The organism is Nocardia puris, assembly GCF_003315035.1.
GTDB lineage: Bacteria > Actinomycetota > Actinomycetes > Mycobacteriales > Mycobacteriaceae > Nocardia > Nocardia puris.
On sequence record NZ_QNRE01000017.1, the window covers coordinates 42,723 to 67,922 of the forward strand.

Here is a 25,200-nt window from a genome sequence, read left to right on the forward strand (position 1 = left end):
AGAGGACATGAAGAGCACACTCGTCGCGGTCACCACCGGACGGCGCGAAGTAGTGCACGACCTCACCCCGGCCTGCGCGCAGTTCGCGCGCGAGTCCGGCGGCGACGGCCTGCTGCACATGTTCGTGCCGCACGCCACGGCGGGCGTGGCGATCATCGAACTGGGCGCGGGCAGCGACGACGACCTGCTCGCCGCGCTGCGCGAACTGCTGCCCGCCGACGACCGCTGGCGCCACGCGCACGGCTCCCCCGGACACGGCCGCTCGCACGTGATGCCCGCCCTCATCCCGCCCTACGCCACTGTGCCCGTGCTGGGCGGCGAACTCATGCTCGGCACCTGGCAGTCCATCGCGCTGGTCGACCTGAACGTGGACAACCCCGAGCGCTCGGTGCGGCTGTCCCTGCTCACGAACGGGTCGTGACCCTCAGGCACGGGTGAACCAGGTGACCTGGGTGCCGTCGGCGAAGTCCAGGCGCCGGGTGGGCGTGAACCGCGTCGGGTCGAAGCCGCCGGTGAACGCGCGGACGCCATCGCCCGCGACCACCGGGTAGCCCTTGACGACGAGCGCGTCGATCTCCCCGAGCAGCTGACCGGCCAGGTTGCCGCCGCCCGCCAACCAGATGTCGAGCCCTTCCTCCTTCTTCAACTCGCGCACCAGCCCCACCGGATCACCGGGGACCAGCTCGACCGACGGATCGGCGATCTCCCCCAGGCTGCGCGACACGATGTACTGCCGCATGTGCGCATACGGGCTGGTCACGCCGATTTCCAGCGCCGGATCGTAGGTGCCGCGTCCCATCACGAGGGTGTCGAAGTGCCGGTTGGGCGCGCTCTCGGGGATGCCGAAGTACGGGCGTACGTGGGTCGGCAGCGTCTCCGGATAGTCGGCCCGGAACCACTCCTTCATATCGTCGCCGACCGGGTAGAAGTCGACCTCCCCGCCCGGCCCGGCGATATAGCCGTCGATCGAAACGCCGACGAAGTAGACGAGCTTTCGCATGCGGACCACCTTTCTCGTACTACTCTGTTTGTAGTGATTTGAACGTAGTACTACAGATGGAGTGGTGTCAAGATGCGGACGAACCCCGAGCGCAGGCGGGCGCTCATCGATGCGGCGATCGAGGTGCTGGCGCGCGACGGTGCGCGCGGACTGACGTTCCGCGCGGTCGACAAGGAGGCGGGCGTGCCGACGGGCACGGCCTCCAATTACTTCGCCAACCGCGACGACCTGTTCACCCAGGTCGGCAGTCGTTTCTACGAACGCCTCGAACCGACCGAGGCGATGATGACCAAGATGACCGACGGGCCGGGCACCCGGGAGAACCTGATCGAGCTGATGCGCGAGGTGGTCGGACGCCTGGAGGCCTTCCGCACCGGCTACCTGGCCATGCTCGAACTGCGGCTGGAGGCCACGCGCAGACCCGAGCTGCGCGCGGTGCTCACCGAGCGGGTGCGCGCCGATCTCGACTTCAACATCCGCAACCACATCGAATCGAACAACCCGGGCGACACCGATACGGTCAAGCTGCTCTACCTCGCACTGAACTGGCTGATCGTGGACCGGCTGACGCTGCCGGAGATCATCGACGCCGCCGAGAGCGAGCGGCTCATCGAGGTGGCCGTGCGCCGACTGGCCTTGTGACCCAGGTCACTACATTCGATAATGGGCCGATGATGGCGAACATTGGAGACCGACTGCTCGTCCACGGACACGTGGTGGGCGAAATGGATCGACACGCCGAGATCATCGAGGTCCGCGGACCCGAGGGCGGCCCGCCGTACCTGGTGCGGTTCGACGACGGCCACGAGTCGCTGATGTACCCCGGCCCCGACGCCGTGATCGAGCACCCGACCGCCGACTGAGACCCGCGCGGGCCGCGAGATCACCCGCGCACACAAGTTGCCGCGTGGTAGCTACCACGCGGCAGTTCGCGCACCATAGACCGCGTTGTTGACGGATGGGAACGGCGCTGGGCAGAATCGGCGAGTTGATCCACCGGGGGCGCGGAGGTACTGCATGCGCACGAAAACCGATATCCGTTTCGCCGTGGAGGCGAGCCCGGCCCAAGTACTCGACGCCGTCGCCGCGATCGACATGCTCCCGGAATGGTCGATGTACCAGGACGCCCGCGTGGCGACCCGCGACCGGGCGGGCCGCCCGCACCGCGTGTACGTCACCGCCGACGTGCTCGGCAGCCAGGATCTGCAGGTCCTCGAGTACGAATGGACCGCCGACCGCGCCTCCTGGCAGGTCGTGGACTCCTCCCGCGGCATCCGTGGCGGCGGCTGGTTCGAGGTGAGCGAAGGGCCCGAGGGCACCGAGGTCTGGTACCACGCCGAACTCCATTCCCGCATACCCCTGCCCGGTTTGTTGATGAAACGAACGGTGCAGCGCTGGAACGAAACCGTCGTGCAGAACTTCATCGAATTCGCCGAAAGTTATCCAGAAACCGAGAAATACTCTCCGGTATAGCCGTAGCGCATCGTAGCGATAGCTCATGCGCATCATCGAGCACGCTCGCTAGGGCAACGGCTTGTCGTTGGAGACCAGGTAGCGCACGGTCTTCTCGACGGGCGGCGGCCCGTACGCCGAGGGTTCCACGCGCACGCCGCCGCGCACCGCGTCGCGGATCTGGTCGACGTTCTCCCGGATCATGTCCGAGACCAGTTCGTCGGTCCGGGGGTCGTCGAGCACCTGGAACACGATGCGGAACGTGGTGTCGGCGACCAGCCGGATGATGTCGTCGTGGAACGGGACGTACTTGACCTTCCCGGCCTGCGGGTCCTTCTTGATGAGCTCGAGGATCATCTCGTCCATCTCCGCGCGGTTCTCCTCCAGCGCGGCGGCGATATTGCGGGTGTAGTGACCGGTCCGCAGCACGTGCGCGACCTCGTCCAGCACGGCGATCGTGATGGGCCGCTTGATCACGTCCACGATGGTCCCCACGAACCGGTTCACGATGGCCGCCGTGATCCGGTCGCCGAACACGCGGTCGGCGATGCGGCCCAGGCGTACCAGGATCACCACGATGCGCAGCAGCCGGAAGCCGCGGAAGATCGGGCTGGTCACCGGGATCATGCCGAGCACTTCGTACCAGTAGACGAACGGGAACGTCCACGGCCAGCCGGCCCGGCGCCACCGCCAGAGGAACTCCGCGGCGAACACCGCGCAGATCGACACGTCGGCGATCACCACGGCGCGATAGGTCTGCTCGGAGACGTCGAAGAAGGTGATCCACAGGATCAGCCCCAGCGACGCCACCGCCAGCGCCAGCATCGCGAAATCGGTCCACAGCGCAGGCGGCTTGCGCGGGTAGTCCGTCGCGGTTGGCGCCGGTCCGAATTCGTGTTCGGTGGGGACAGACACGGATGGATTTCCCTTCGACGCCGGCGTCGGATCGAGCGTAGTCGTCCACCCCCGCCGATGTGGCCGACCCGCACGGGATTTCGCGTCAGCGACCGGCGCGGATGATCTGCTCGATATTGCGCTCGGCCAGCGCGGTGATGGTGAGCGACGGGTTCACCGTGCCGGTGCTGCCCGGGATCGCCGCGCCGTCCATCACGTAGAGGCCGGGGTGACCGTGCACCCGCCCGTACCCGTCGGTGGCCTTACCGAGCACCGCGCCGCCCAGCGGATGCGCGGTGAACAGGGCGTTGGCGTCGTAGCCGAGCGCGCTGTACTCGACCAGCGCGCCGGCGCGTTCGGCGATCTTGCGGTCCACCGCGCGGGCCGCGGCCACCACCTCGTCGCGGTTGCGCGTCGGCCAGGACAGCCCCACCGCGTCGCGCCCGGCGTCGTAGCCGAACCGGGTGCGGGCCGGGTCGAGCACCATGCCCAGCGAGGCCATCGCGCCGGTTTCGAACGGAATGCCCGGGATGTACCAACTCTCCAGCGTCACCGGCACGTTCGACTCGTCGAGGATGCGGCTCGCGCTCGGCACGCCCTGTCCGAGCCCGGCCAGCGAGCTCGCACCACGCGCCAGCACCACGTCGCCGTTGGTGCCCCAGCCGTCGCCGATGTGCTCGTTGAGGTTGCCGAGCGCGCCGGTGGCCTGGGCGCGGACCAGCAGCTCCGAGGTGCCGACGGACCCGGCCCCGAGGAACAGGCGGTCGCAGGTCAGGGTGCGCGTGCCGAGCACGTCGCCGGTGGGCGCGAGTTTGGTGACCGTGACGGCGTAGCGGCCACCGCTCTCCTGTGCGATGGCGTCCACGCGGTGGCCGGGGAAGATCGCCGACTTCCCGGTCTCCTGCGCGAATTTCAGGTAGTTCTGGTTCAGGTCGAACTTGGCGCCGTTGGAGTTGCCCAGGTTCGAGCGCGCGGCCGTGGCCGAGGGGCGGCTCTGCCCGGCGAGTTCGGCGCGCAGCACATCCCACCGGAAGATCGAATCGTTGGCCAGCGGTTCGTATCCCGCCTTGCGCACCTGCTCGTCCCAGGCCCGCGAATGGGTGAACGGCGAGGAGCCGTAGATGTCGGCGGGCATGGTGCTCAACCGCAGCATCTGCCGCACGCGCGGGTAGTAGACGCGCTCGAGTTCGTCGTAGGCCACCGCGCCGTGGAAGACCTCGTCGAAGAATCGGCGCTCCGGGGCGACCATCGCGCCGGTGAAGATCACCGAACCGCCGCCGACCGCCGCCGCGCGCCACACGTCGATGCCGGGGTACTCGGTGCAGTCGAGCACACCGCCGAACTTCGCGAAGCTCATCGGCACCTTGGTCACGCCGGTGAACGACGTGCGATGCCAGAAACCGCGCCCGTCGGGCAGGTCGTCGCCGGTGAAGATCTCCCGCCATGGGTCGTTCGGCCAGCGCGAACCGCGCTCCAGCACGGTGGTGGCGACCCCGGCCTGTGCCAGGCGCAACGCGGTGACGGACGCGCCGAAACCGGAGCCGACGACGATCGCGGGCGAATGCTCCGGCGCGTCGGGGATCGGGGCGAAGATCTCCGGAACCCAGTCGCGGAACAGCCCGTGCCAGATCGGATCCGCCGCCGCGGGACGCGCACCGAACGCCGACCCCGCCGCGCCGACGAGCGCCGCCAAACCCGCGGCCCTCATGAAGGCACGTCTGTGCACCGGCCACCTCCCTCATCACGCATGGCCGAGCGCAGAATAGCGCGCACGACCCGGCGGCGGCCACACACTGTGAAACGTCACCGCGTGGACCGTCGAGCTCCGTGTGATCAGGAGTCGAACGGCTCGCTCTCCGCGTTACAGGTCGCGCCGGGCGCGGGCAGTCGCAGATCGACCAGATAGCGCTCGCGCAAGTGCCGTACGCAGGCGCCCGCGGGGCTGTGGCCGTACCCGTCGTTCACCACGACGAGCCTGGCGTTGACCATTTCCTGCTGGGCGGCGCGCGCCAGCTCGACCGGGGTGGCCGGGTCGTAGCGGTTCTGGAGCAGCAAGGCGGGCTTGTCGGAGCTCAGCGTCCACGGGCCCGTCCAGCGCTGCGGGTAACCGCCCTCCGGATCGGGCCACGCCGCGCACGCCTGCCGACCGTAGAACCAGAACGATCCGTAAAACCTTGCGCTCGAGTCGATTTCGTCGACGATCCCGGGCCAGTCGCCGGGCGCGAAGGGAAAGCTGTTGTCGGCGCAGGAGATCGCGAGGAACGATTCGAGGAAGTCGAACGTCAGCATGCCCGCGCCGAGCACCTGCTCGACCGCCGCGGCGTCACCGCGCGGGCCCGATTCCAGCTCGGTCAGCAAGGTGGCCAGCGCGGGCCAGCCCTGTTCGGGGTCGTAGAGCAGCATCGCGTGCGCCTGCGCGGCGTCCACGTAGGAGACCGGCACGGCGTTCTCGCCCTCGCCCACCGTGATCGGCCCCTCGCGCAGCCGGGCGAGCAGCGCCTCGTCCCTGGCACGCAGACCCTCGGCGGCGGTGTTGTCGACGGGCGGCGCGGTGGTCGTGGTCCACTCGGGGCTCGTAGGCGCGGCCGAGCCTGCCTTGTCACCGCGTTCGGGCGACGGCCCGGTGAGTTCCGAACGCCCCGGGTCGGCGAACGAGCACCGCTGCGCGCCCGCCTCGGCACACCGGCGGAAGAACTCCGAGCGCACCTCCTCGGTGCCCGCCGCGATGGTGGTGAGCATGGCGCGCGTGTCGTCGGTGTAGGTCTCGGGGTCGATCATCGAGGTCAGTTGCAGCGCGCGCACCCGGTCGGGGAACAGCGCGCCGTACACCTCGCCGAGGTAGCTGGCGTAGGACCCGCCCGCGTAGGTCATCTGCTCCGCCCCCACCGCGCGGCGCAGCAGGTCCATGTCGCGGGCCGCGTCCACGGTGGTGAGGTACGGGAGCAGCTCGCCGGAGTGCTCGGCACAGCCCTGCGCCAGGGCGCGGCTGTCGCGTTCGGCGGCCGACTCCTGCTCCGCGTTCGCGGGCGGGATCATCGCCGACAACCAGAAGCGTTCCTGCGCGGCGTCATCGGCGAAACAGCGCACCTGCGAGCTGCGGCCCACACCGCGCTGATCGAAGGTCACCACGTCGAACCGCTCGCCGATCTCGCCCTCGAACAGCCTGCTGTCGCGCGCCGCGTCCACCCCGGAACCGCCCGGCCCGCCGACCGCCGAGAACAGCGTGCCGATGCGGCGCTGCTGATCGGTGGCGCGCTGGCGGACCACCGCCAGCTCGATCGTGGGGCCGTCGGTGCGCGAATAGTCCAGCGGCACAGTCGCGGTCGCGCACTCCGACTCCGCCAGGCCCGCCTCGGCGCAGGGCGCCCAGTCCAGGCGGGGCGTCGGCGCGGCGTCGGCCTGCGCGACCAGCTCGGCGACCCGCGACTCGTGACCGGTCGGAGCGGTGCAGCCCACCAGCACGGGCGCCGTCGCCGCGAGCACGATGAGGACGAACTTCCACCTACGCACGGTCACCATCATCTGCGGCGGGCCCGCCCGGCGTCATCATCCTCAATGAGGACATCGACCCCGAGGTTCACCCGGCGACCCGGCGTGGGCGCGGCACGAGCTCGCCGGAACAGTTGGGGCACACGTGCCGCAACGCGCGGCCACACGCCGGGCAGAACGTGCATTCGTAGCTACAGATCACGGCCGCGCCGCTGTCGGTCACCGCCGCCGCGCAGCGTTCGCACACCGTGCGCATCTCCAGAGCCATGGGTTTCTCCTCGATGGGCTAGGTCGTCAGCAGCCGGATCACCGCGATGGTGCCGACGATCACGATCACCGCGCGCAGCACGTTCGGCGGCATCCGCCTGCCCATCCGCGCGCCGAGCTGGCCGCCGACGATGGAGCCCGCCGCGATCAGCGCGACCGCCTGCCAGTCCACGTCGGCGATGACGATGAAGATCGCCGCCGACACCGCGTTGACGATCAGCGCCAGCACGTTCTTCACGCCGTTGAGCCGCTGGATGTCCTCGTGCACGAACACCCCGAGCAGGCCGATCAGCAGCACGCCCTGCGCCGCGCCGAAATACCCGCCGTAGATGCCGGTGGCGTAGACCAGCACGAACAGGATCGGGCCGCCGTGCGCGGGGGCGGGCGCGTCGTCCTGCTCGCGCCGGCGCTTGACCCAGGCCGACAGTCGCGGCTGCACCACCACGAGCACCAGCGCGGCGATGATCAGCACCGGCACGATCGCCTTGAAGGCGCCCGGCGGCAGCGTCAGCAGCAGCACCGCGCCGGTGATGCCGCCCAGCAGGGAGGCCGTGCCCAGCTGCAGCAACCGGTGGCGCTGCCCCTCGAGTTCGCGGCGGTAGCCGATCACACCGCTCACCGAGCCCGGCACCAGGCCGATGGTGTTGGACACGTTCGCCGTCACCGGCGGCAGCCCGAAGGCCAGCAGCACCGGGAACGTGATGAGCGTCCCCGAGCCGACGATGGTGTTGATGCCGCCCGCGGCGACGCCCGCGCCGAGCACGGCGAGTTGTTCGAGCCAGGTCATGCTGTGTCCTTCTGTGCCTGCCCGAGGGGCCCTCCGTGGTTACGCAAGCTGCCTCCTCCGCGCCCTGACTCGGCCAGGCAGGTCCTTCTGTGCCTGCCCGAGGGGCCCTCCGTGGTTACGCAAGCTGCCTCCTCCGCGCCCTGACTCGGCCAGGCAGGTCCTTCTGTGCCTGCCCGAGGGCCCAGCGCGAGGTGGGCCAGCCGCCACCGCCGGGCCCCGACTCGGTCACGCGGTCAGGTCCTCTTACGTCCCGTCGGACCCCAGCGGCCCGTACAAGCGTTCAGTTCGTAGGGCACGCTAGCCCCCACCCGGCGACCCGCCCGCAATCAGGACCGGACTGTCGGGGTGGTGCGGTCGCGCGGTAAGCTGTCGGCCATCATGCAGCGGGCACTTCTTCTCGGCCGCCGCGACGGGGTCTGATCGGACCGGCTCCCGTCGCGGGGTTTCGCCGTGCCGGTCGACCCACCTTGGGATTCCACCACACCCTGGAGAATTGCAATGTCCCCCGCTGACGCCTACGTATCCGGTTCGCGCACCATCACCGCGCCCAGCAAACCGGCACCGGCCGACCAGGCCGCTTGGAACAAGCAGCGCGACTCGTCCATGCCTGCCTTCCGCTACCGCCCCTTCGCCGAAGAGGTCGAGCCGATCACGCTGCCCGACCGCACCTGGCCCGACAAGGTCATCGACCGCGCGCCCGGCTGGTGCGCCGTGGACCTGCGCGACGGCAATCAGGCCCTGATCGACCCGATGAGCCCCGCCCGCAAGCGCCGCATGTTCGACCTGCTGGTGCGGATGGGCTACAAGGAGATCGAGGTCGGCTTTCCCTCGGCCAGCCAGACCGACTTCGACTTCGTCCGCGAGATCATCGAGGACGGCGCGATCCCCGACGACGTCACCATCCAGGTGCTGACCCAGTGTCGCGCCGAGTTGATCGAGCGCACCTTCGAGGCGTGCGCGGGCGCGGCCAACGTGATCGTGCACTTCTACAACTCGACCTCCATCCTGCAGCGGCGCGTGGTGTTCCGCGCCGACCGCGAGCAGGTGAAGAAGATCGCCACCGACGCGGCCGCCCTGTGCCTGGAGGTGGAGAAGCGCTACCCCGACACGAACTGGCGCTACGAGTACAGCCCGGAGTCCTACACCGGCACCGAGCTGGAGTACGCCAAGGACGTGTGCGACGCGGTCTCGGCGATCATCGCGCCGACGCCCGAGAAGCCGCTGATCATCAACCTGCCCGCCACCGTCGAGATGGCCACGCCCAACGTGTACGCCGACTCCATCGAGTGGATGAGCCGCAACCTGGCCCGCCGCGAGTCCATCGTGCTGTCGCTGCACCCGCACAACGACCGCGGTACCGCCGTGGCCGCCGCCGAACTGGGCTACCAGGCGGGCGCGGACCGCATCGAGGGCTGCCTGTTCGGCAACGGTGAGCGCACCGGCAACGTCTGCCTGGTCACGCTGGGCATGAATCTGTTCTCGCGCGGCGTGGACCCGCAGATCAACTTCTCCGACATCGACGAGATCCGCCGCACCGTCGAGTACTGCAACCAGCTGCCCGTGCACGAGCGCCACCCCTACGGCGGCGATCTGGTGTACACCGCGTTCTCCGGCAGCCACCAGGACGCCATCAACAAGGGTCTGGACGCGATGAAGGCCGCCGCCGACGCGCAGGACGCCGACGTGGCCGACATCGTGTGGGAGGTGCCCTACCTGCCCATCGACCCGAAGGACGTGGGCCGCACCTACGAGGCCGTGATCCGGGTGAACTCGCAGTCCGGCAAGGGCGGCGTGGCCTACATCATGAAGACCGACCACGGCCTGGTGCTGCCGCGCCGGCTGCAGATCGAGTTCTCGCAGGCGATCCAGCAGCTGACCGACGGCGAGGGCGGCGAGGTCACCCCGAAGGAGATGTGGGACGTCTTCCACGAGGAGTACCTGGCCCCGGTCACGCCGCTGGAGCGGATGCGCCAGAAGGTGACCGCCTCGGAGACCGACGGCGGCGAGGACCAGATCACCGCGGTGGTGAAGGTCGACGGCGTGGAGCAGGAGATCTCCGGGCGCGGCAACGGCCCGCTGGCGGCGTTCGTCGACGCGCTCGGCACCGTCGGGTACGACGTGCGGGTGCTGGACTACTCCGAGCACGCCATGTCGGCCGGTGACGACGCCCAGGCCGCGGCCTACGTGGAGTGCGCCATCGGCGACAAGGTCGTGTGGGGCGTGGGCATCGCCACCTCCATCACCACGGCGTCACTGCGCGCGGTGGTGTCGGCGGTCAACCGGGCGGCGGGGTAGATCCCTTCCGGCCGAATCGTTTTCGGCATCGACGGCGCGGGTGATGCGTCACCCGCGCCGTCGGCGTTCGTGGAGAGAATGAGCGAAACCGGGGTTCACCGAACACCCCGCTCCGCCGTACCGCTCGCTACCGAGGCGACCTCGACCGCACCTGCGGCAGTGGGCGAAAGCTCGCGCACGAGTGGCCCGGTCGCGGCGGGCTACGAGTCGTTCTCGGTGGTCGGGATCTCGGCGGGTGCGCCCTACTCCTGCGCGCTGGCCGCCCCGGCCCCCGACCGGGTGCGCGCCGTCGCCATCGCGAGCGGGCTCGCCAGGTGGACGGCGACGACCACGCGCCGGGGACGGAGATCGGCGCGGCCGTCTTCCGGTACCTGGCTCGGCATTCGTAGCCGATCCGCCGCCCGTTTCGAGAAGGTTCCGGCGCGAGCACCCGTCCCGGGCCGGTCACACCGTGGGTCTCGGCACGACCTGCGCGGTCGTTTGCTGACCTGCTAGCGTTGGTTTGCACGCAAGCGCCGAGCTCTCTGCTCGAATCCCGGGCAGATGGGGGAACTGTGACAAACAACGACCACAATCCGACCTCTCCGCCGTGGCTCCAGAGCCATCCGGTGGACACGGCCGAACCCTCCGCATCGCATGCGGCGCAGGACGAACAGCGCGACGCGCAACCCGCCGAGGTCGCGTCGCAGCCGGGCGCGCCCGAGGCCGGTGGGGAACAGCCCGCCGCGCCCGAGCCCGCCGCCTGGCTGCCGCCGGAGCCCCCGGGTGACCCGAGCGCCGGCTTCGCGCCACCGCCCGGTCCCGTGGACCCCTCCGGCTATCCGCCCGGCTTCGCACCGCCGGGCGGTCCCGTGCCGTCCCCGCCGGGGCCGTGGAACACCGGACAGTTCCCGCAGCAGGGGCCGCAGGGGCAGTTCTCGCCCGACCAGCAGCTTCCCCCGCCGCCCGGCGAGCCCGGCGGCGCGCCGTACGGCGAATACCGGCAGGAGATAGGGCCCGACGGCCTGGTCCGCCGGGTGTCGCACGACGGGCCGGATCAGGGCCCCGCGCAGGACAATCCGAACGGTCCCATCTACAGCTGGGCCCCGCCGCCTCCGCCCGCGCAACCGATGCCGCCGCAGCAGCCGATGTATCAGGAGCCGCAGGGCGCGCCGGATCACGGCCAGCCCTGGCAGAGTGGTCCGCCCCCGCAGCAGCCCGGTTTCGAGCCCCCGCAGCAGCAGGGGTTCGCGCCGCAGCAGCAGTACCAGCCGCCGCAGCAGCACGGCTTCCAGCCGCAGCACATGCCGCAGCCGGGGCAGCAGCCCGGTTCGGTGAACGATCTGAACCTGTTGAAGCGGGCGCGCCGCGCGCCGCGCAGCGGGTGGCGCCGAGCCGTGCACAAGGCGTCCGGCGGCATGATCAACCCCGGCGAGTCGGCGGCCGACGTCGTCTACCGGGACCTGGTCGACCGCGTCAACCAGCCGGTGCGCGGCGACTACCGGATCGCGATCCTCTCGCTGAAGGGCGGTGTCGGCAAGACCACCACCACGGTCGGCCTGGGCTCCACCTTCTCCTCACTGCGCGGTGACCGCGTCATCGCCATCGACGCCAACCCCGACCTGGGCACCCTCGCCCACCGGGTGCCGCGCCAGACCCGCTCCACCGTGCGCAACCTGCTCGAGGACACCCACATCTCGCGCTACTCCGATGTGCGGGCGCACACCTCGCAGGCGCCGAGCCGCCTGGAAGTGCTTGCCTCCGAACAGGATCCGGCGGTCTCCGAGGCGTTCAGCGAAGCCGATTACCGCAAGGCGATCAGCATCCTGCAGTCCTTCTACAACATCATCCTCACCGACTGCGGCACCGGCCTGATGCACTCGGCGATGTCGGGCGTGCTGGATATGGCCAGCGCCCTGGTGCTGGTCACCTCCCCCGCCATCGACGGCGCCCGCTCCGCCTCGGCCACCCTGGACTGGCTCGACCACCACGGCTACGGCAAGCTCGTCGAGCGCACCGTGGTGGTGGTCAACGCCTCCCGCCGCGGCGCCTCCACCGTCGACCTGGACCAGCTCCGCAAGCTGTTCCTCGACCGCACCCGCGCCGTCCAGGTCGTCCCCTTCGACGACCACCTCGCCGAAGGCGCCGAAATCGACCTGGAACTGGTGAGCAAACCCACCCGCCGCGCCCTGCTCGAACTGGCCGCCATGGTCGCCGACGACTTCGGCTTCGTCGGCGCCCAGCAATACCAGGGTCCGGGGCCGGTCGGCCCGCGCTGATCGAAAACCGCCGGGGCGCAGGGGATTTCGCGCCCCGGCGGGCCAGGTCCGTGATTCACCGCGCAGGGTCGCCGGGTGGCACGAACGATCACACCCCGAGAAGACTTGTCTGCGGGCCTGTCTCGCTGGTTCCGCTGCTGCACAAGGGCACAAGCGAGTAGAGGCCAGGGAGTCTGCGCGTAGCAAGTACGCATGAAGCGGCACGAGTTCGCCGGCGAGTCAGTTCGGGCGGCCGGTACGCTCGCCGCGCAGGCGCCTACCTCGAATCCCCCAAGGCCCCAGAACATGCCAGGTTCCCCCTGCAAGTTTCGAGAAGTGGCGCGCGCATCGGGCGGGCGGGGGTTAGGCTCCCCGGGATGCCCATGGTGCGGCTGGGGCTGGAGTGGACCGGTCGCGGTGCCGTGCGGGGCGGGTGGGATGGCTCCGAGCAGGCGCTTTACAGTGGGTCGGCGAGATCAACGGTGTGGCGAAGGCTGGGCGGCGGAAGTGCGAGATCAGCGGTTGGCCGTGTCGCGGAGGACGGTACTCCGGGGTACGGCGGCGATGGGGGCGGCGCTGACGGCCGCCTCGCTCGGCTCGGCGACGGCGGCGGCCGCCCCCGGTAGACGCGTGGCGGTGCTCGGCGGCGGTGTCGCGGGACTCACCGCGGCGCACGAACTGGCCGAGCGCGGCTTCGAGGTCACGGTCTACGAGCGACGCGCCCTGGGCGGCAAGGCCCGCAGCATTCCGGTGCCGGGCAGCGGGCGCGACGGCCGCCCCGACCTCCCGGGCGAGCACGGGTTCCGCTTCTTTCCCGGCTTCTACCAACACATTCCGGACACCATGCGGCGAATTCCGTTCGGCGGCAATCCCGATGGTGTGTGGAACAACCTGATCGGCGTGCCGGAAGCCCGTTTCTCCCGCCTCGACGGCGACGACTTCCGCGTCCCCCTCGGTATGCGCGCCCGCCCCGAACCCACGCCCGACGCGCTGCGCGAAACCCTCGGCGCCGGCATCGCGACCGCCCTGCGGATGCCGATGTCGGAGGGGCTGTGGTTCGCCAACCGGCTGCTGGTCTTCAACACCAGCTGCGACGCCCGCCGCTTCGGCCAGTGGGAGTACCTGTCCTGGCGCGACTACGTGGGCAGCCGCGACCGTTCGCACGAGTTCCGCGCGCTCATCTCGCGCACCCTCACCAGCATCATGGTCGCCGCGAAGGACAACCTCGCCAGTGTGCGCACCATCGGCAACATGGGAGAGCAGTTCCTCGGCAACCCGTTCGAGGTGGGCAACGACGGCGCGCTGGACCGCGTGCTCACCGGCCCCACCAACGAGGCGTGGATCGACCCGTGGGCCGAGCGGTTGCGTGCGCTGGGCGTGCGGTTCGTGCTGGGCGCGGATGTGCGCGGGCTCGAAATGCGGGACGGCCGTGTGGTTTCGGCGCGCGTGGTGCGCGGCGGCGCGGCCGAGAACGTCGACGCCGACTACTTCGTGGTGGCGTTGGCGGCCGAACAGGCGCGGCTGCTGTGGTCGCCCGCCGTGCTCGAGGCGTGGCCCGAATTGTCGGGCATGGAACGGCTTTTCGTGGACTGGATGACGGGAATGCAGTTCTACCTGCGCCGTTCGCCCGTGCTGTCGCAGGGACACGTCGCCTATATCGACTCGCCGTGGTCGCTCACCTCGATCAGCCAGAACCAGCTGTGGACGCGCAAGCTGCCCGACTACGGCGACGGCGGCGTGCAGGACTGCCTCTCGGTGGACATCTCCGACTGGCACACCCCCGGCATCCTGTATCGCAAGCCCGCGATCGAGTGCACCCACGACGAAATCGCCCGCGAGGTGTGGGCGCAGCTGAAAGCCCACCTCAACGACCGCGGCGACCTGCTGCGCGACGACGACCTGCACTCCTGGTTCCTCGACCCGGCGATCGTCTGGCACCCCGACCGCGGTCGCAACACCAACGACGATCCGCTGCTCATCAACACCGCCGGCTCCTGGGACCTGCGCCCCGCACCGCACGGCGGGGTGCCCAACCTGTTCCTCGCGGGCGACTACGTGCGTACGAACGTGGATCTGGCCACGATGGAGGGCGCGAACGAGTCGGCGCGCGCCGCGGTGAACGCGCTGCTCGATGTCGCGGGCTCGGACGCCCCGCGCTGCCGCACGTTCACGCTGTATCGCGCCGCCGAACTCGAGCCGTTCCGCCAGCTGGACGTGCAGCGCTACGCGGCGGGCGAACCGAATCTCTTCGACGTGGAGTTCTGATCGCCCGCCGGGCACCATTCATGGGATGTAAGTCCGTGGGCGCATCCTGAAGGAGGACGATCCCCGACGTCCCTGCCTCGCTCGAGGAGATGGAGCGCGCCTACACCCTGGAGAACTTCCGCAAGCGGTTGTACTAGGGGTGTGAGCGGCCCGACCCCGGCTGTCGGCACACGCCGGGGGACCCGCACATAGACTCTCGGCGTGGCGAAGATATCGATGCGTGGGCGGATCGCCCTGCGCGCCGCGGCGGCAGCGTCGTGGGCGTCGCAGAAGGCGGGCCGCGGCAAGGGTTCGATGATCGGCGGGCTGATCGCGCTGAAGATCGATCCGACGATCATGGAACAGCTCGGCCGCGACCGCCGGACGGTGCTCATCACCGGCACCAACGGCAAGTCCACCACCACGCGCATGACCACGGCGGCGCTGAGCACGCTGGGCCAGGTCGCCACCCAGGCCGACGGCGCCAACATGGACGCGGGCATCGTGGCCGCGCTGAGCGCGCACCCCGGCGTGGCGCTGGCCGCCATCGAGGTGGACGAACTGCACCTGCCGCACGTGAGCGACGCGCTGAACCCGGCCGGGGTGGTGCTGCTGAACCTCAGCCGCGACCAGTTGGACCGGGTGGGCGAGATCAACATGATCGAGCGCAGGCTGCGGGCGGGGCTGGCACGCCACCCCGAGACCGTGGTGGTCGCCAACTGCGACGACGTGCTGGTCACCTCGATCGCCTACGACCATCCGAACGTGGTGTGGGTGGCGGCGGGCAGCGGCTGGGCCGTCGACGCCACGAGTTGTCCGCGCAGCGGCGAGCCGATCCTCTGGGAAGGCGAGCACTGGTACAGCACCGGCACGGATTTCCAACGGCCGCAACCGGATTGGTGGCTGGAAGGTACCGACCTGGTCGGGCCGGGCGGTGACCGCCACCACCTCGAACTGGCGCTGCCGGGCCGTGCCAATCGCGGCAACGCGGCCCAGGCGGTGGCGGCCTCCGTCGCGTTGGGCGCCGACGCCGCCAAGGCCGTCGCGGCCGCCGGGACCGTGCGCGAGATCGCGGGCCGCTACCGCACCGTGCAGGTCGGCAAGCATTCCGCGCGGCTGCTGCTGGCGAAGAATCCGGCGGGCTGGCAGGAGGCGCTGTCGATGATCGAGCCGACCGCGGCCGGTCTCGTCATCGCCGTGAACGGGCAGGTGCCCGACGGTGAGGACCTGTCCTGGCTGTGGGATGTGCGTTTCGAGCACTTCGAGGGCGTGCAGGTGGTGGCCTCGGGCGAGCGCGCCACCGACCTCGCGGTGCGCCTCACCTACGCGGGTGTCGAGCACACCACGGTGGCGAATCCGTTGCGCGCCATCGCTTCCTGCCCGCCCGGACGGGTGGAAGTGCTCGCCAACTACACCGCGTTCCGCGACCTCAACCGCGACTTGGAGAATCATGGGTGACTCGACCGTTCGGATCGGCCTGGTCCTGCCCGATGTGATGGGCACCTACGGTGACGGCGGCAACGCGCTCGTGCTGCGCCAGCGGCTGCGGATGCGCGGGTACGACGCCGAGATCGTCGAAATCACCCTGCCCGACCCGGTTCCCAACTCCCTCGACCTCTACACCCTCGGCGGCGCGGAGGATTCGGCGCAGCGCCTGGCCACGCGCCACCTCCAGCGGTACCCCGGCTTGCAGGAAGCGGCCGCGAAAGGCGCTCCGGTGCTTGCCATTTGCGCCGCGATCCAGGTGCTGGGTAACTGGTACGAAACCTCGTCCGGCGAGCGCGTGGACGGTGTGGGCATGCTCGACGTCACCACCTCGCCCCAGAAGACCCGCTCCATCGGCGAAGTCACCACGACACCGCTCATCGACGGGCTCACCGCGCCGCTGACAGGCTTCGAAAACCACCGGGGCGGAACGACTCTCGGCGCCTCGGCCAAGGGGTTGGCCCGCGTCACGCGCGGCGTCGGCAACGGAGTGGGCGACAGTCTCGAAGGGGCAGTGCAGGGTTCCGTCATCGGCACCTACATGCACGGCCCCGCCCTGGCCCGCAACCCCGAACTCGCCGACCTGCTGCTCTCCCGAGCACTCGGCGTGGACTCCCTGGCCCCCCTCGACCTGCCCGAGGTGGACCAACTCCGCCGCGAACGCCTCCGCGCCTGAGAGCCGGCCGGCCTTCTCCTACGCGTTGTGCTACTCGAGTAGCATTCATCGTCGTTTGTGCTACTTTTCAGCCGTAAAGTAGCACAAACGACGGTCGGTGCGGGGTGAGTAGCAGATGCGGATCGAGGACTTCGGCCCCGGTCAGCGACCGTACGTCGTGCGAGCCGAGAACGGCTACCGGGCGTTCGTCCCGCCGTCGCTACCACCGGATCTGGCATTGCAGCCCGGTTTGGTGCGGAGGTTGTCGGGGGCCGACCGGGCAGTCGGCGAGCTGGCCGGATTGGGCCGTGGCCTGCCCAATCCCGAACTGTTCTGCCGGGCGCTCGTGCGACGTGAAGCGGTGCTGTCCAGTCGGATCGAAGGCACTCAGGCGTCGCTGTCCGACCTGGCGCTGTACGAGGCCGAGCAGCCACGCAGGTCCGAGGGCGACGTCCGGGAGGTATTCAACTATGTGCGGGCAACGGATCATGTGCTCGATCCGGATCGCCGACTTCCGCTGAGCCTGCCACTGCTGCGGGAAGCGCATCAGATCTTGCTGTCGGGCGTGCGAGGTGAGTACGCGACACCCGGGGACTTCCGCCGGACACAGAACTGGATCGGGCCACCCGGGTCCGTCATCGACAACGCAACTTATGTACCGCCGCCTCCGGAACAGATGTGGGATTGCCTGGTCGCTCTGGAGAAGTACCTCCACGCCGACGGTGTGCTTCCGCCGCTGCTGGCGATCGCCGCGGTGCATTATCAGTTCGAAGCGATTCGTCCATTTGTCGACGGCAACGGCCGTATCGGCCGCCTTCTGGCGGTGTTGCTACTGGTCGAGTGGGGATTGCTGCCGGGTCCACTCCTCGATTTGTCCGCCTACATCGAACCGCGTCGTGACCGGTACTACGACGGCCTGCTTCGCGTATCCACCGACGGTGATTGGCAGGGCTGGTTCGAGTTCTTCCTCGAAGTGATCGAAGAGCAAGCCCGCGACAGTCTGGCGCGCGCGATCCGTCTGGACGAACTCCGCACAGATCTGCGCCGACGGGTCGCGACCGCGCGCTCTTCCGGGCTGTTGCCACTGTTGGTGGACGAACTGTTCCGATCGCCGGTGATCGGTATCAACACCACGAAAGATGTTCTGGGAGTGACGCATCGGGCGGCGACCTTGAATCTGGAGAAGCTGGTCGCGGCAGGGATCCTGGTCGAGGTCACGCGGAGTCGAACCCGGTTGTTCGCCGCTCCGGAGATCATGGCCGTCATGAGCGACACACCGGCACGCGATATTCGCTGACCGGTGACACCGCACCCGGTCGCTACGGTGCTGCCCGGGTTCCGCCCGCGTCGGAGGCGTGGCCCGATACACGGCACCTGAACGGCTTCGACGGTGAGTACTACCGGCGCTCGCGAATACCCGCCCGACGCGACCTCGCGCTACGGGCGACTGGCCGCCCGTTCCAGATCGCCGATCCGGGACACCTCCGTGGGTGCCGCCGACGCGGCGGCACGATCGGGGCTACGACCATTCCCAGACTGCCTGACCCGCCCGCCCGTGGTCGCCACGAACGCGCCAGCGATCACGATCACTCCGCCGGCGAGTTGGAGGGCCGTGGGGTCTTCGTCGAGGACGGCCCAGGAGGCGGCTATGCCGACGATGGGGACGAGGAGGGAGAAGGGGGCTACGGTGCCGGCCGGGTAGCGGCTCATGAGGAAGGTCCACAGGCCCGAACCGATGACGGTGCCGAACACGACGATGTAGGCGAGGCCCGCCAGGGCGGGCCAGAAGGTGGACGCGGCAGTGTCAGCGAGGGCGCGCAGGCCGGTGGACGGGCCCTCGGTGAGCGCCGACAGGGCGAACAGCGGGAGCGGCGGGATCACGGTCATCCACAGGGTGAGGTGCAGGGGGTTGACGTCGCGACCGGTCGCGGCCAGGCGCGAGCCGATATTGCCGAAGGCCCAGCCGAGTCCGCCCGCCAACGTGAGCAGCAGCGGAAGCAACGGCGCGACGTGCATCCGGTCGGCGCCGATCACCACGATCCCGGTCACGGCCACGGCGAGGCCGCCCATCTGGGCCGGGCGCAGGCGTTCGCGCAGCAGCAGCGCGCCGAGCGCGACGGTGAACGGCGCGGAGGATTGCAGCACCAGGGAGGCGAGTCCGGTCGGCATCCCCTCGCGCATCGCGGTGAACAGGAACGCGAATTGCAGCACGCCGAAACCGGTGCCGTACAACAATAACCAGCGCGCGGGCACGCGCGGACGGGGCACGAACAGCAGCACGGGGACGGCGAGCACCGCGAAGCGCAGGGCCGCGAAGAACAGCGGCGGGAAGTGGTCGAGGCCGTAGCGGATGGCGAGGAAGTTCAGGCCCCAGAGCAGGACGACGGTCAGTCCGAGGAGGCGGTCGCGGTGGTTCACCCGTCCATCGTCGGATCGGTGAACCATCAGGACAATCGAATAATACTGTACTAATACTGTAGAAGTACTTCACCAATGGGAGGCGCGGTGCCCGCCGGATCCGGTCCGCCGATGTCGCTGGAGCGCCTGCGCGTGCTGCGCGAGTTCGCCGATCGCGGCACCATCGCGGCCGCGGCCGCCGCGCTGAACATGACGCCCTCGGCCGTGTCGCAGCAGCTCAAGACCCTGGCGCGGGAGGCGGGCGTGGCGCTGCTCGAACCCGACGGCCGCCGCATCCGGCTCACCGACGCCGGGCAGGCGCTGGTGGTGCGCGCCGACGAGGTGCTCGCCGCCATGGATCGCGCCGCCGCCGAGATGGCGCACTACCGCGGCTCGCCGCGCGGACGGGTGCGGGTGGCGCTGTTCCCGTCCGGCGCGGCGCTGCTACTGCCGCTGGTGCTGCCCGCGCTCGCGGGCGGCGACATCGACGTGATCGCCCGCGACGAGGACGTCCCGCCCAGCGGCGCGCCCGCCCTGCTGGCCGACTACGACATCGTGCTCACCCACCGTGACGAGCGCGCCAATCCCCTTGCGGGCCCGCGCATCACGTGCCACCCGCTGATGCGCGAGCCCATCGACGTGGTGGTGGCGCCGACCCATCGGCTGGCCGGGCAGACCTCGGTGGCCCCCGAGGAACTGGCCGACGAGACCTGGTTGAGCGTGCGCGGCGGGTTCCCCGTGGACGACGTGCTCGAGTCGATCGCCACGGTCACCGGAGTGCAGCCGCGAATAGCGCAGCGGCTCAACGACTTCCGCGTGATCGAGACGCTGGTGGCGGCGGACTACGGCGTGGCGCTCATGCCGCGGTTCGTGGTGGCCGACCCCGACCTGGTGATGCTGCGGCTCTCCGGCGTGCGCGCGGCCCGCATCTACGAACTCGTCACCCGGCCCCGCGCCGAACGTCGTCCGGCCATCGCGACGGTGCTGGACGCGTTCCGCGCGGCGGCCGCGCAGGTCACCGAGCGCGACGAGCCGACGGCGAGCTGACCGTCGCCCCACGGCGGGCGGTCGGCATCCGTCGACGCCGCGTGACCGGACTCGCAGACCTCACCGCGTCGCTGACGCCGCGCACAAGTCGTGGACCAACCGCATCTTCTCCAGCACTCGGTCCGGCAGCACGAACGGGTACAGGTCCTGGTGACCCATCGAGCGGTTGATCATGTTCAGCGACCAGGCCAGCGGCAGCCAGAGCTCGATGATCTTGTCGAAGCCCGCGCGGCCGACCTGGGGCCGGTCCAGCGTGGCGCCCGCCGGCGCGAAGCCGAAAGCGGCGGCGGTGTCCAGGGTGTCGCGGATGTGCAGGTAGTGGGCGAAGGTCTCGGCCCAGTCCTCGGCGGCGTGCATGGTGGCGTAGGAGGAGACGTAGTCGTTCTCCCAGCCGGGCGGGGTGCCCTCGGAGTAGTGCCGGTCCAGCGCGGCCTGGTAGTCGGCGTCGGGGTCGCCGAACAGGTCGCGGAACCGGCGTGAGGCCTCGTCGTCGGCGACCAGGACGGTGAAGTAGTAGTGCCCGATCTCGTGGCGGAAGTGCCCGAGCAGCGTGCGGTACGGCTCGTCCATCTCGATGCGCAACTGTTCGCGGTGCGCGTCGTGCGCCTCGGCGAGGTCGACGGTGATCACGCCGTTCTGGTGCCCGGTCATCACATTCTCCGACCAGCTCGACAGCAGGTCGAACGCGAGCCCGAACTCCGGATCGGCGTCGCGGCCGGTGATGGGCAGCCCGAGTTCGTCCAGCTCCATGATCAGCCTGCGCTTGGCCGCCTCGGCCTCGGCGAACGCCGCCAGTCCCGCGGTGTCGGAGTCGTGGGGCCTGGTCCTGGTGAGGCGGCAGGACTCGCACAGCACCGGGCCCGCGTTCGGATCCTGCGGGGGCGCGATCGCCTCCACGTCCTCGGTCTCGGCGGGCTCCGGCGTGGAAACCAGCCAATTGCACGCCGCCACATGGAGGTTGTCGCACAAACGGAACAGCCCGCCGTCCACCACACCGTTGCGGTGATCGACCGCGGCGTCGCCGGGGGGATCACCGATCACCACCAGCGCCCGCTGGGTGAGGCTGAATCCCAGGGGGCTGTTACACGAAAGGCAGACCGAGTTCTCGAAAGCCAGTTGCTGACCGCAGTTGGGACAAGAGAAATCGCGCACGCAGGTTCACACCTCCACCGGAGCGACGTCCACCGACACGGTAATGATGCTCTCCTTGGCGTCGGTGTAGATGATGCCACGCAGGGGCGGCACGTCCGCGTAGTCGCGACCCCACGCGACGGTCACGTAACGCTCGTCGGCGAACTGGTCGTTGGTGGGGTCGAAGCCGATCCAGTGACCGGTGCGGTCGCCCTGGTCCGGGCTCGGCAGCCAGACCGCCGCCCACGCGTGGGTGGCGTCGGCGCCGACCATGCGCTCCTTGCCGGGCGGCGGGTCGGTGGCCAGGTAGCCGGACACGTAGCGCGCCGCCAGACCGTGCGAGCGCAGGCAGGCCGCGCCGATCCTGGCGAAGTCCTGGCAGACGCCCTCGCGTGCGGCGAACACGTCGGCGACGCTGGTGGACACCGTCGTGGACCCGGACCGATACGTGAAATCGCGGTAGATGCGCGAGGTGAGCTCCCGCACCGCCTCCAGCAGCGGGCGGCCGGGGGTGAGTGATTCCGCCGCGTACGCGGTGACCTCGTCGGTGATCTCGGGTGGGCGCAGGTCCAGGGTGAACTCCACCGCGAACGGCCCGTTGGCGTGGGTCGGTCGCGCGGACTCCCACGGCAACCGGGCCAGACCGCCGGCGGGCAGGCCGGGCGGGTCCACCTCGACGGTCGACTCCGCGGTGACCACCAGTTCGCTGTGCTCGGCGGTGACGTGGAAGTACGAGGAGGTGTTGCCGTACACGTCGGCGCCGACGGAACGGTCCGACGGCACGGGTTCGATGTGGATGTCGTGATCGAGCAGCCGCTGACCGGCGAATTCGCGCGGGGTGAGGTAGGCGCGGCCGTACGAGCTGGAGACCTCGTCGGAATAGGAGTACGTGGTCCGGTGCACCACCCGGTACCGCCGGGTGGCGCCGTCGCCGCCGATCATTCGACCACCCGCGTGCTGCCCCACAGCGGTTGGATACCCACCGGCAGTGCGAGTTTCGTGGTCTCGAACGATTCCGAGACCTTCCGCAGCCGCAGGTGCACGCCGTCGAGGAGTTCGATCAGTTCGGTGCGCCGGCCCGCCTCGTCGGTGTGCTCGAGCTCGGCGGGGTCGACGCGGCGCAGCATGCGCTGGGCGTCGGCCAGGAGTCGTTGCGGGCGTGAGGATCCCGACGCGCCGGGCAAGGCCTGGAAGTCGGCCTCCAGCCGTTCCAGCTGATACGCCAGCGACCGGGGGTTGCCCGCGTCGAAGAGCAGCAGTCCGGCGACGGCGGCCAGCCGCACCGAATCCCGGTGCCTGCGGCGATAACTCACCGACGACTCCGCGGCCTGCAACACCGCTTCGATCACCACGCGCTGCGCCTCCGCCGGATAGGTTTCGGTGAGCGCGGCCGAGAGCAGCGCCGTGAGCCCGACGCCGCGCTCGATACGTTTGCCGATATCCATGACGTACCAACCGGTGTCGCGCACCAGCGACTCCGCGCCGATCCCCGACAGCGAGAGCAACGCGGCCAGCGTCAGCGAGTGCACCGCCGAGAGCGCGGCCTCCTGATCCCCTCCGGTGCCGCGATATTCGGCCAGCGCGCGGTCGACGGCGCTGAGGATCATCCAGGTGTCCTCGGAGAGCTGATCGCGCACCGCCCGCGCCGACGACCCGTAGCGGTCGATGGCGAAGGCGAGCGAGCCGGGCATGTCGCGATCGATCGTCAGGGCTTCGAGGTAGTCGTGGCCTTCGCGCGAGGCACCGGCGACGGCGGGCCAGATCGCGGAATGGGTTGCGGTGGAGGCGCTTCCGCCCGGAGCAGCGGCGCTCCCGGAAGCGCCGCCCGCGCCCACGGACGCGTCGGCCGCCCCGGCGATACCTGGCCGCTGATCGCCCGCACTCGCACGCGAGGGACCGGCACTTTCAGTGGACGTTTCGGTTTCCACACCCTCGCCCGCCGCGCGGTCACTCGCCGCCGCCTGCGCCTCCGGCATCGACGCGCGACGACGGCGCGGATCGGCCAGCACCGCGGGCGGGGCGGGGGTGACGCTCAACCGGGACAGCGCCGCCATGAGAACCGGGACCGCCTCGGCCCCTTCGAGCCACGGGCGATAGCGGTAGTCCTGGTAGCGGTCGTGGGTGGCGATGAGCAGGCGCGCCAGCGATTCGGCGCGTTCGGCGTAGCGGCCCATCCAGAACAGGTCGTTGAGCACGCGCGGGGAGCTGATCGCCTCCACCACCGGCGCGGCGCGGCGCGGCGCGCGATCCTCGTGCGGCGGTTCGGCACTCACGGCCGGGGAGGCGGCAGGGGCCGCGCGCACCCAGACGTCCTTGGCGGCCACCTTGATCACGCTGCGGGAGGGCTCGATCCGCTGGCGCAACTGTCCGAGCCCGCCCGCCATCGCCGTGTACCCGCCGCGCCGGGCCAGCGAGAACAACCGCATCCCGACGGGCGCGGCCGACAACCCGCCGTATCCGTGCACGGCCGGCGCCAGCGAGAACTGCGCGGGCTCCTGGCCGACCCACTTCCACCCTTCGGCCTCGATGCGCGCCCGCAGCTCCTCGCGCGCCTCGGCCGCGAGTTCCGGCCCGAACAGCGTCGCGCCGTCCACGGCGGAACGGAGGATCAACCGGTCCAGGTTCGCCAGCAGATGCGACCGCTGCGCGGCGTCACCGCCCCAGTACGAGGGCGCGCTCTCCAGCAGCAGTTCCTCCCCGAGCAGCGCCCGCGCGATCGCGGGCAGGAAACCGGGCAGCGCCGGGCTCTCCAGCAGTCCGCTGCCCAGCGTGTTCACCACCGTCACCGCGCCGCGCCGCAGCACCTCGACCAACCCGACCACGCCCAGATGCGAATCCGGCCGCAGATCCAGCGGATCGGAGAACTCGGCGTCCACGCGGCGCAGCACCACGTCGACCCGTTCCAGCGCGCCCAGCGACCGCATCCACAGCGACCCGTCGCGCACCACCAGATCCGCGCTCTCCACCAGCGGGAAACCCAGAGTGGCCGCGAGATAGGCCTGGTCGAACGCGGTTTCGGAGTGCACGCCCGGACTCAGCACCACCACGACCGGATCGTCCTCCGGCATCGGCGCCGACTCGATGAGCATCAGCCGCATGGCCCGCGCGAACGGGGTGAGCGGGCGCGGGTTGGAGTGCTCGAACGCCTCCGGAATCGCGGTGGACACCACGCGCCGGTCGGCCAGCGCGTACCCCGCGCCCGAGGGGGCCTGCGCCCAGTCGGCGATCGCGCGGAAGCGGCCGTCGCCCCACCGGCTGATATCGCAGGCGTGCAGGAACAGCTGGTGCCGTCCGGGGATCGTGATGCCGTGCGCCGCACGCACATAGCCGTCGTTGCCGAACACCACCTCCGGCGGCAGCAGCCCCGAGGTGAGGGTGCGGCGCGGGCCGTAGACGTCGGTGAGCACTTCGTCCAGCACGCGGGAGCGCTGCACCAGGCCGGCTTCCAGCCGGGTCCAGTCGTCGGCCGAGACCAGCAGCGGGATCGGGTCCAGCCGCCACGGCGTGGGCACCGCGGGATCGCCCGCGCCGACCTCGGTGTAGGTGATGCCGTCGTCCTCGATGAGTCTGCGCACCCGGGTGTCGAGCCTGCCCAGCCCCGCCGTGCCCAGTTCCACGAAATCGGCGCTCAGCTCCGACCACATGCGGCGCACCCGGCCGCCGGAGTCGACGAGTTCGTCGAAGTAGCCGCCCATCGGCCCGCCGCATTCGTCGTAGGCGCCGACCGCCCCGCCCTCGGCGCGATAGCGCGCGAACTGTTCGGCGATCTCGTCGCGCGCGCCCGTCATCGGTCGCGCCGCCTCGGCCACCATGCCGACCT

22 protein-coding genes are annotated in these 25,200 nt (G+C 70.2%); 11 read left to right on the forward strand and 11 right to left on the reverse strand.

Annotated features, from left to right (window positions below; translation table 11 throughout):
* Positions 1–7 precede the first annotated feature (7 nt).
* Positions 8–421, forward strand: a complete 414-nt coding sequence (locus DFR74_RS30225) for a YjbQ family protein (protein WP_067507748.1) — start codon at positions 8–10, stop codon at positions 419–421.
* Between the two features lie 3 nt (positions 422–424).
* On the opposite strand, the gene DFR74_RS30230 is transcribed toward DFR74_RS30225, so the two are convergent.
* Positions 425–1,000 carry a dihydrofolate reductase family protein gene (locus DFR74_RS30230; RefSeq protein ID WP_067507751.1) on the reverse strand — a complete coding sequence of 192 codons (576 nt, stop codon included), beginning with the start codon at positions 998–1,000 and terminating at the stop codon, positions 425–427.
* A 72-nt stretch (positions 1,001–1,072) separates the two neighbouring features.
* On the opposite strand from DFR74_RS30230, the gene DFR74_RS30235 reads away from it, so the two are divergent.
* The 3 genes from DFR74_RS30235 to DFR74_RS30245 all read left to right on the forward strand — a co-directional run bounded on the left by DFR74_RS30235 (position 1,073) and on the right by DFR74_RS30245 (position 2,473).
* A complete protein-coding gene (locus DFR74_RS30235) occupies positions 1,073–1,642 on the forward strand; it encodes a TetR/AcrR family transcriptional regulator (RefSeq protein ID WP_067507754.1) in 570 nt (189 codons plus the stop codon).
* A gap of 29 nt (positions 1,643–1,671) precedes the next feature.
* Complete coding sequence (locus DFR74_RS30240) at positions 1,672–1,863, forward strand: DUF1918 domain-containing protein (protein WP_067507757.1); 192 nt, start codon at positions 1,672–1,674, stop codon at positions 1,861–1,863.
* Positions 1,864–2,017: 154 nt separating this feature from the next.
* On the forward strand, positions 2,018–2,473 hold the full coding sequence (locus DFR74_RS30245; RefSeq protein WP_067507760.1) for an SRPBCC family protein: 456 nt from the start codon (positions 2,018–2,020) through the stop codon (positions 2,471–2,473).
* 48 nt (positions 2,474–2,521) lie between these two features.
* On the opposite strand, the gene DFR74_RS30250 is transcribed toward DFR74_RS30245, so the two are convergent.
* The 5 genes from DFR74_RS30250 to DFR74_RS30270 form a co-directional block, all read right to left on the reverse strand.
* Positions 2,522–3,367 (reverse strand): hypothetical protein, encoded by an 846-nt coding sequence (locus tag DFR74_RS30250; protein ID WP_067507764.1) that lies wholly within the window; start codon positions 3,365–3,367, stop codon positions 2,522–2,524.
* An 85-nt stretch (positions 3,368–3,452) separates the two neighbouring features.
* Entirely contained in the window at positions 3,453–5,054 is a 1,602-nt protein-coding gene (locus tag DFR74_RS30255) for a GMC oxidoreductase (RefSeq protein WP_228791683.1), read from the reverse strand.
* A gap of 125 nt (positions 5,055–5,179) precedes the next feature.
* Entirely contained in the window at positions 5,180–6,856 is a 1,677-nt protein-coding gene (locus DFR74_RS30260; protein ID WP_411720347.1) for an alpha/beta hydrolase, read from the reverse strand.
* 67 nt (positions 6,857–6,923) lie between these two features.
* Positions 6,924–7,103: a DUF1272 domain-containing protein gene (locus DFR74_RS30265; protein WP_067507773.1), complete on the reverse strand. Its 180-nt coding sequence runs from the start codon at positions 7,101–7,103 to the stop codon at positions 6,924–6,926.
* Positions 7,104–7,121: 18 nt separating this feature from the next.
* Positions 7,122–7,889, reverse strand: a complete 768-nt coding sequence (locus DFR74_RS30270) for a sulfite exporter TauE/SafE family protein (protein ID WP_067507776.1) — start codon at positions 7,887–7,889, stop codon at positions 7,122–7,124.
* A gap of 498 nt (positions 7,890–8,387) precedes the next feature.
* On the opposite strand from DFR74_RS30270, the gene leuA reads away from it, so the two are divergent.
* Positions 8,388–10,184, forward strand: a complete 1,797-nt coding sequence (leuA, locus tag DFR74_RS30275) for a 2-isopropylmalate synthase (protein ID WP_067507779.1) — start codon at positions 8,388–8,390, stop codon at positions 10,182–10,184.
* A gap of 242 nt (positions 10,185–10,426) precedes the next feature.
* Here leuA and DFR74_RS36340 read toward each other — a convergent pair whose 3' ends face one another.
* Positions 10,427–10,567, reverse strand: a complete 141-nt coding sequence (locus tag DFR74_RS36340) for a hypothetical protein (protein ID WP_157115823.1) — start codon at positions 10,565–10,567, stop codon at positions 10,427–10,429.
* Between the two features lie 171 nt (positions 10,568–10,738).
* Here DFR74_RS36340 and DFR74_RS30280 point away from each other — a divergent pair, with 171 nt between their 5' ends.
* From DFR74_RS30280 to DFR74_RS30300, 5 genes are all read left to right on the forward strand, one after another.
* On the forward strand, positions 10,739–12,442 hold the full coding sequence (locus tag DFR74_RS30280) for a MinD/ParA family ATP-binding protein (RefSeq protein ID WP_232331713.1): 1,704 nt from the start codon (positions 10,739–10,741) through the stop codon (positions 12,440–12,442).
* A 543-nt stretch (positions 12,443–12,985) separates the two neighbouring features.
* Positions 12,986–14,686, forward strand: coding sequence for a hydroxysqualene dehydroxylase (locus DFR74_RS30285; protein ID WP_067507785.1), 1,701 nt, complete (start codon positions 12,986–12,988; stop codon positions 14,684–14,686).
* Between the two features lie 216 nt (positions 14,687–14,902).
* On the forward strand, positions 14,903–16,123 hold the full coding sequence (locus tag DFR74_RS30290) for a Mur ligase family protein (RefSeq protein WP_067508080.1): 1,221 nt from the start codon (positions 14,903–14,905) through the stop codon (positions 16,121–16,123).
* On the forward strand, positions 16,116–16,826 hold the full coding sequence (locus tag DFR74_RS30295; RefSeq protein WP_067507788.1) for a type 1 glutamine amidotransferase: 711 nt from the start codon (positions 16,116–16,118) through the stop codon (positions 16,824–16,826). Before DFR74_RS30290 ends, DFR74_RS30295 begins: the two co-directional genes overlap by 8 nt.
* A 115-nt stretch (positions 16,827–16,941) precedes the next feature.
* Positions 16,942–18,102, forward strand: coding sequence for a Fic family protein (locus DFR74_RS30300; RefSeq protein WP_067507790.1), 1,161 nt, complete (start codon positions 16,942–16,944; stop codon positions 18,100–18,102).
* A gap of 140 nt (positions 18,103–18,242) precedes the next feature.
* On the opposite strand, the gene DFR74_RS30305 is transcribed toward DFR74_RS30300, so the two are convergent.
* The gene (locus DFR74_RS30305) at positions 18,243–19,223 is read right to left on the reverse strand and encodes an EamA family transporter (RefSeq protein WP_113975361.1); all 981 of its coding nucleotides are present in this window, start codon (positions 19,221–19,223) and stop codon (positions 18,243–18,245) included.
* 111 nt (positions 19,224–19,334) lie between these two features.
* On the opposite strand from DFR74_RS30305, the gene DFR74_RS30310 reads away from it, so the two are divergent.
* Positions 19,335–20,249 carry a LysR family transcriptional regulator gene (locus DFR74_RS30310; protein WP_067507794.1) on the forward strand — a complete coding sequence of 305 codons (915 nt, stop codon included), beginning with the start codon at positions 19,335–19,337 and terminating at the stop codon, positions 20,247–20,249.
* A 60-nt stretch (positions 20,250–20,309) separates the two neighbouring features.
* Here DFR74_RS30310 and DFR74_RS30315 read toward each other — a convergent pair whose 3' ends face one another.
* The 3 genes from DFR74_RS30315 to DFR74_RS30325 are packed head-to-tail and all read right to left on the reverse strand — an operon-like array spanning position 20,310 to position 25,192.
* Positions 20,310–21,401: a zinc-binding metallopeptidase family protein gene (locus tag DFR74_RS30315; RefSeq protein WP_067507796.1), complete on the reverse strand. Its 1,092-nt coding sequence runs from the start codon at positions 21,399–21,401 to the stop codon at positions 20,310–20,312.
* 6 nt (positions 21,402–21,407) lie between these two features.
* The gene (locus DFR74_RS30320; protein WP_067507798.1) at positions 21,408–22,322 is read right to left on the reverse strand and encodes a transglutaminase family protein; all 915 of its coding nucleotides are present in this window, start codon (positions 22,320–22,322) and stop codon (positions 21,408–21,410) included.
* Positions 22,319–25,192, reverse strand: a complete 2,874-nt coding sequence (locus DFR74_RS30325) for a circularly permuted type 2 ATP-grasp protein (RefSeq protein WP_067507800.1) — start codon at positions 25,190–25,192, stop codon at positions 22,319–22,321. The genes DFR74_RS30320 and DFR74_RS30325 overlap by 4 nt, the downstream gene beginning before the upstream one ends.
* Positions 25,193–25,200 lie beyond the last annotated feature (8 nt).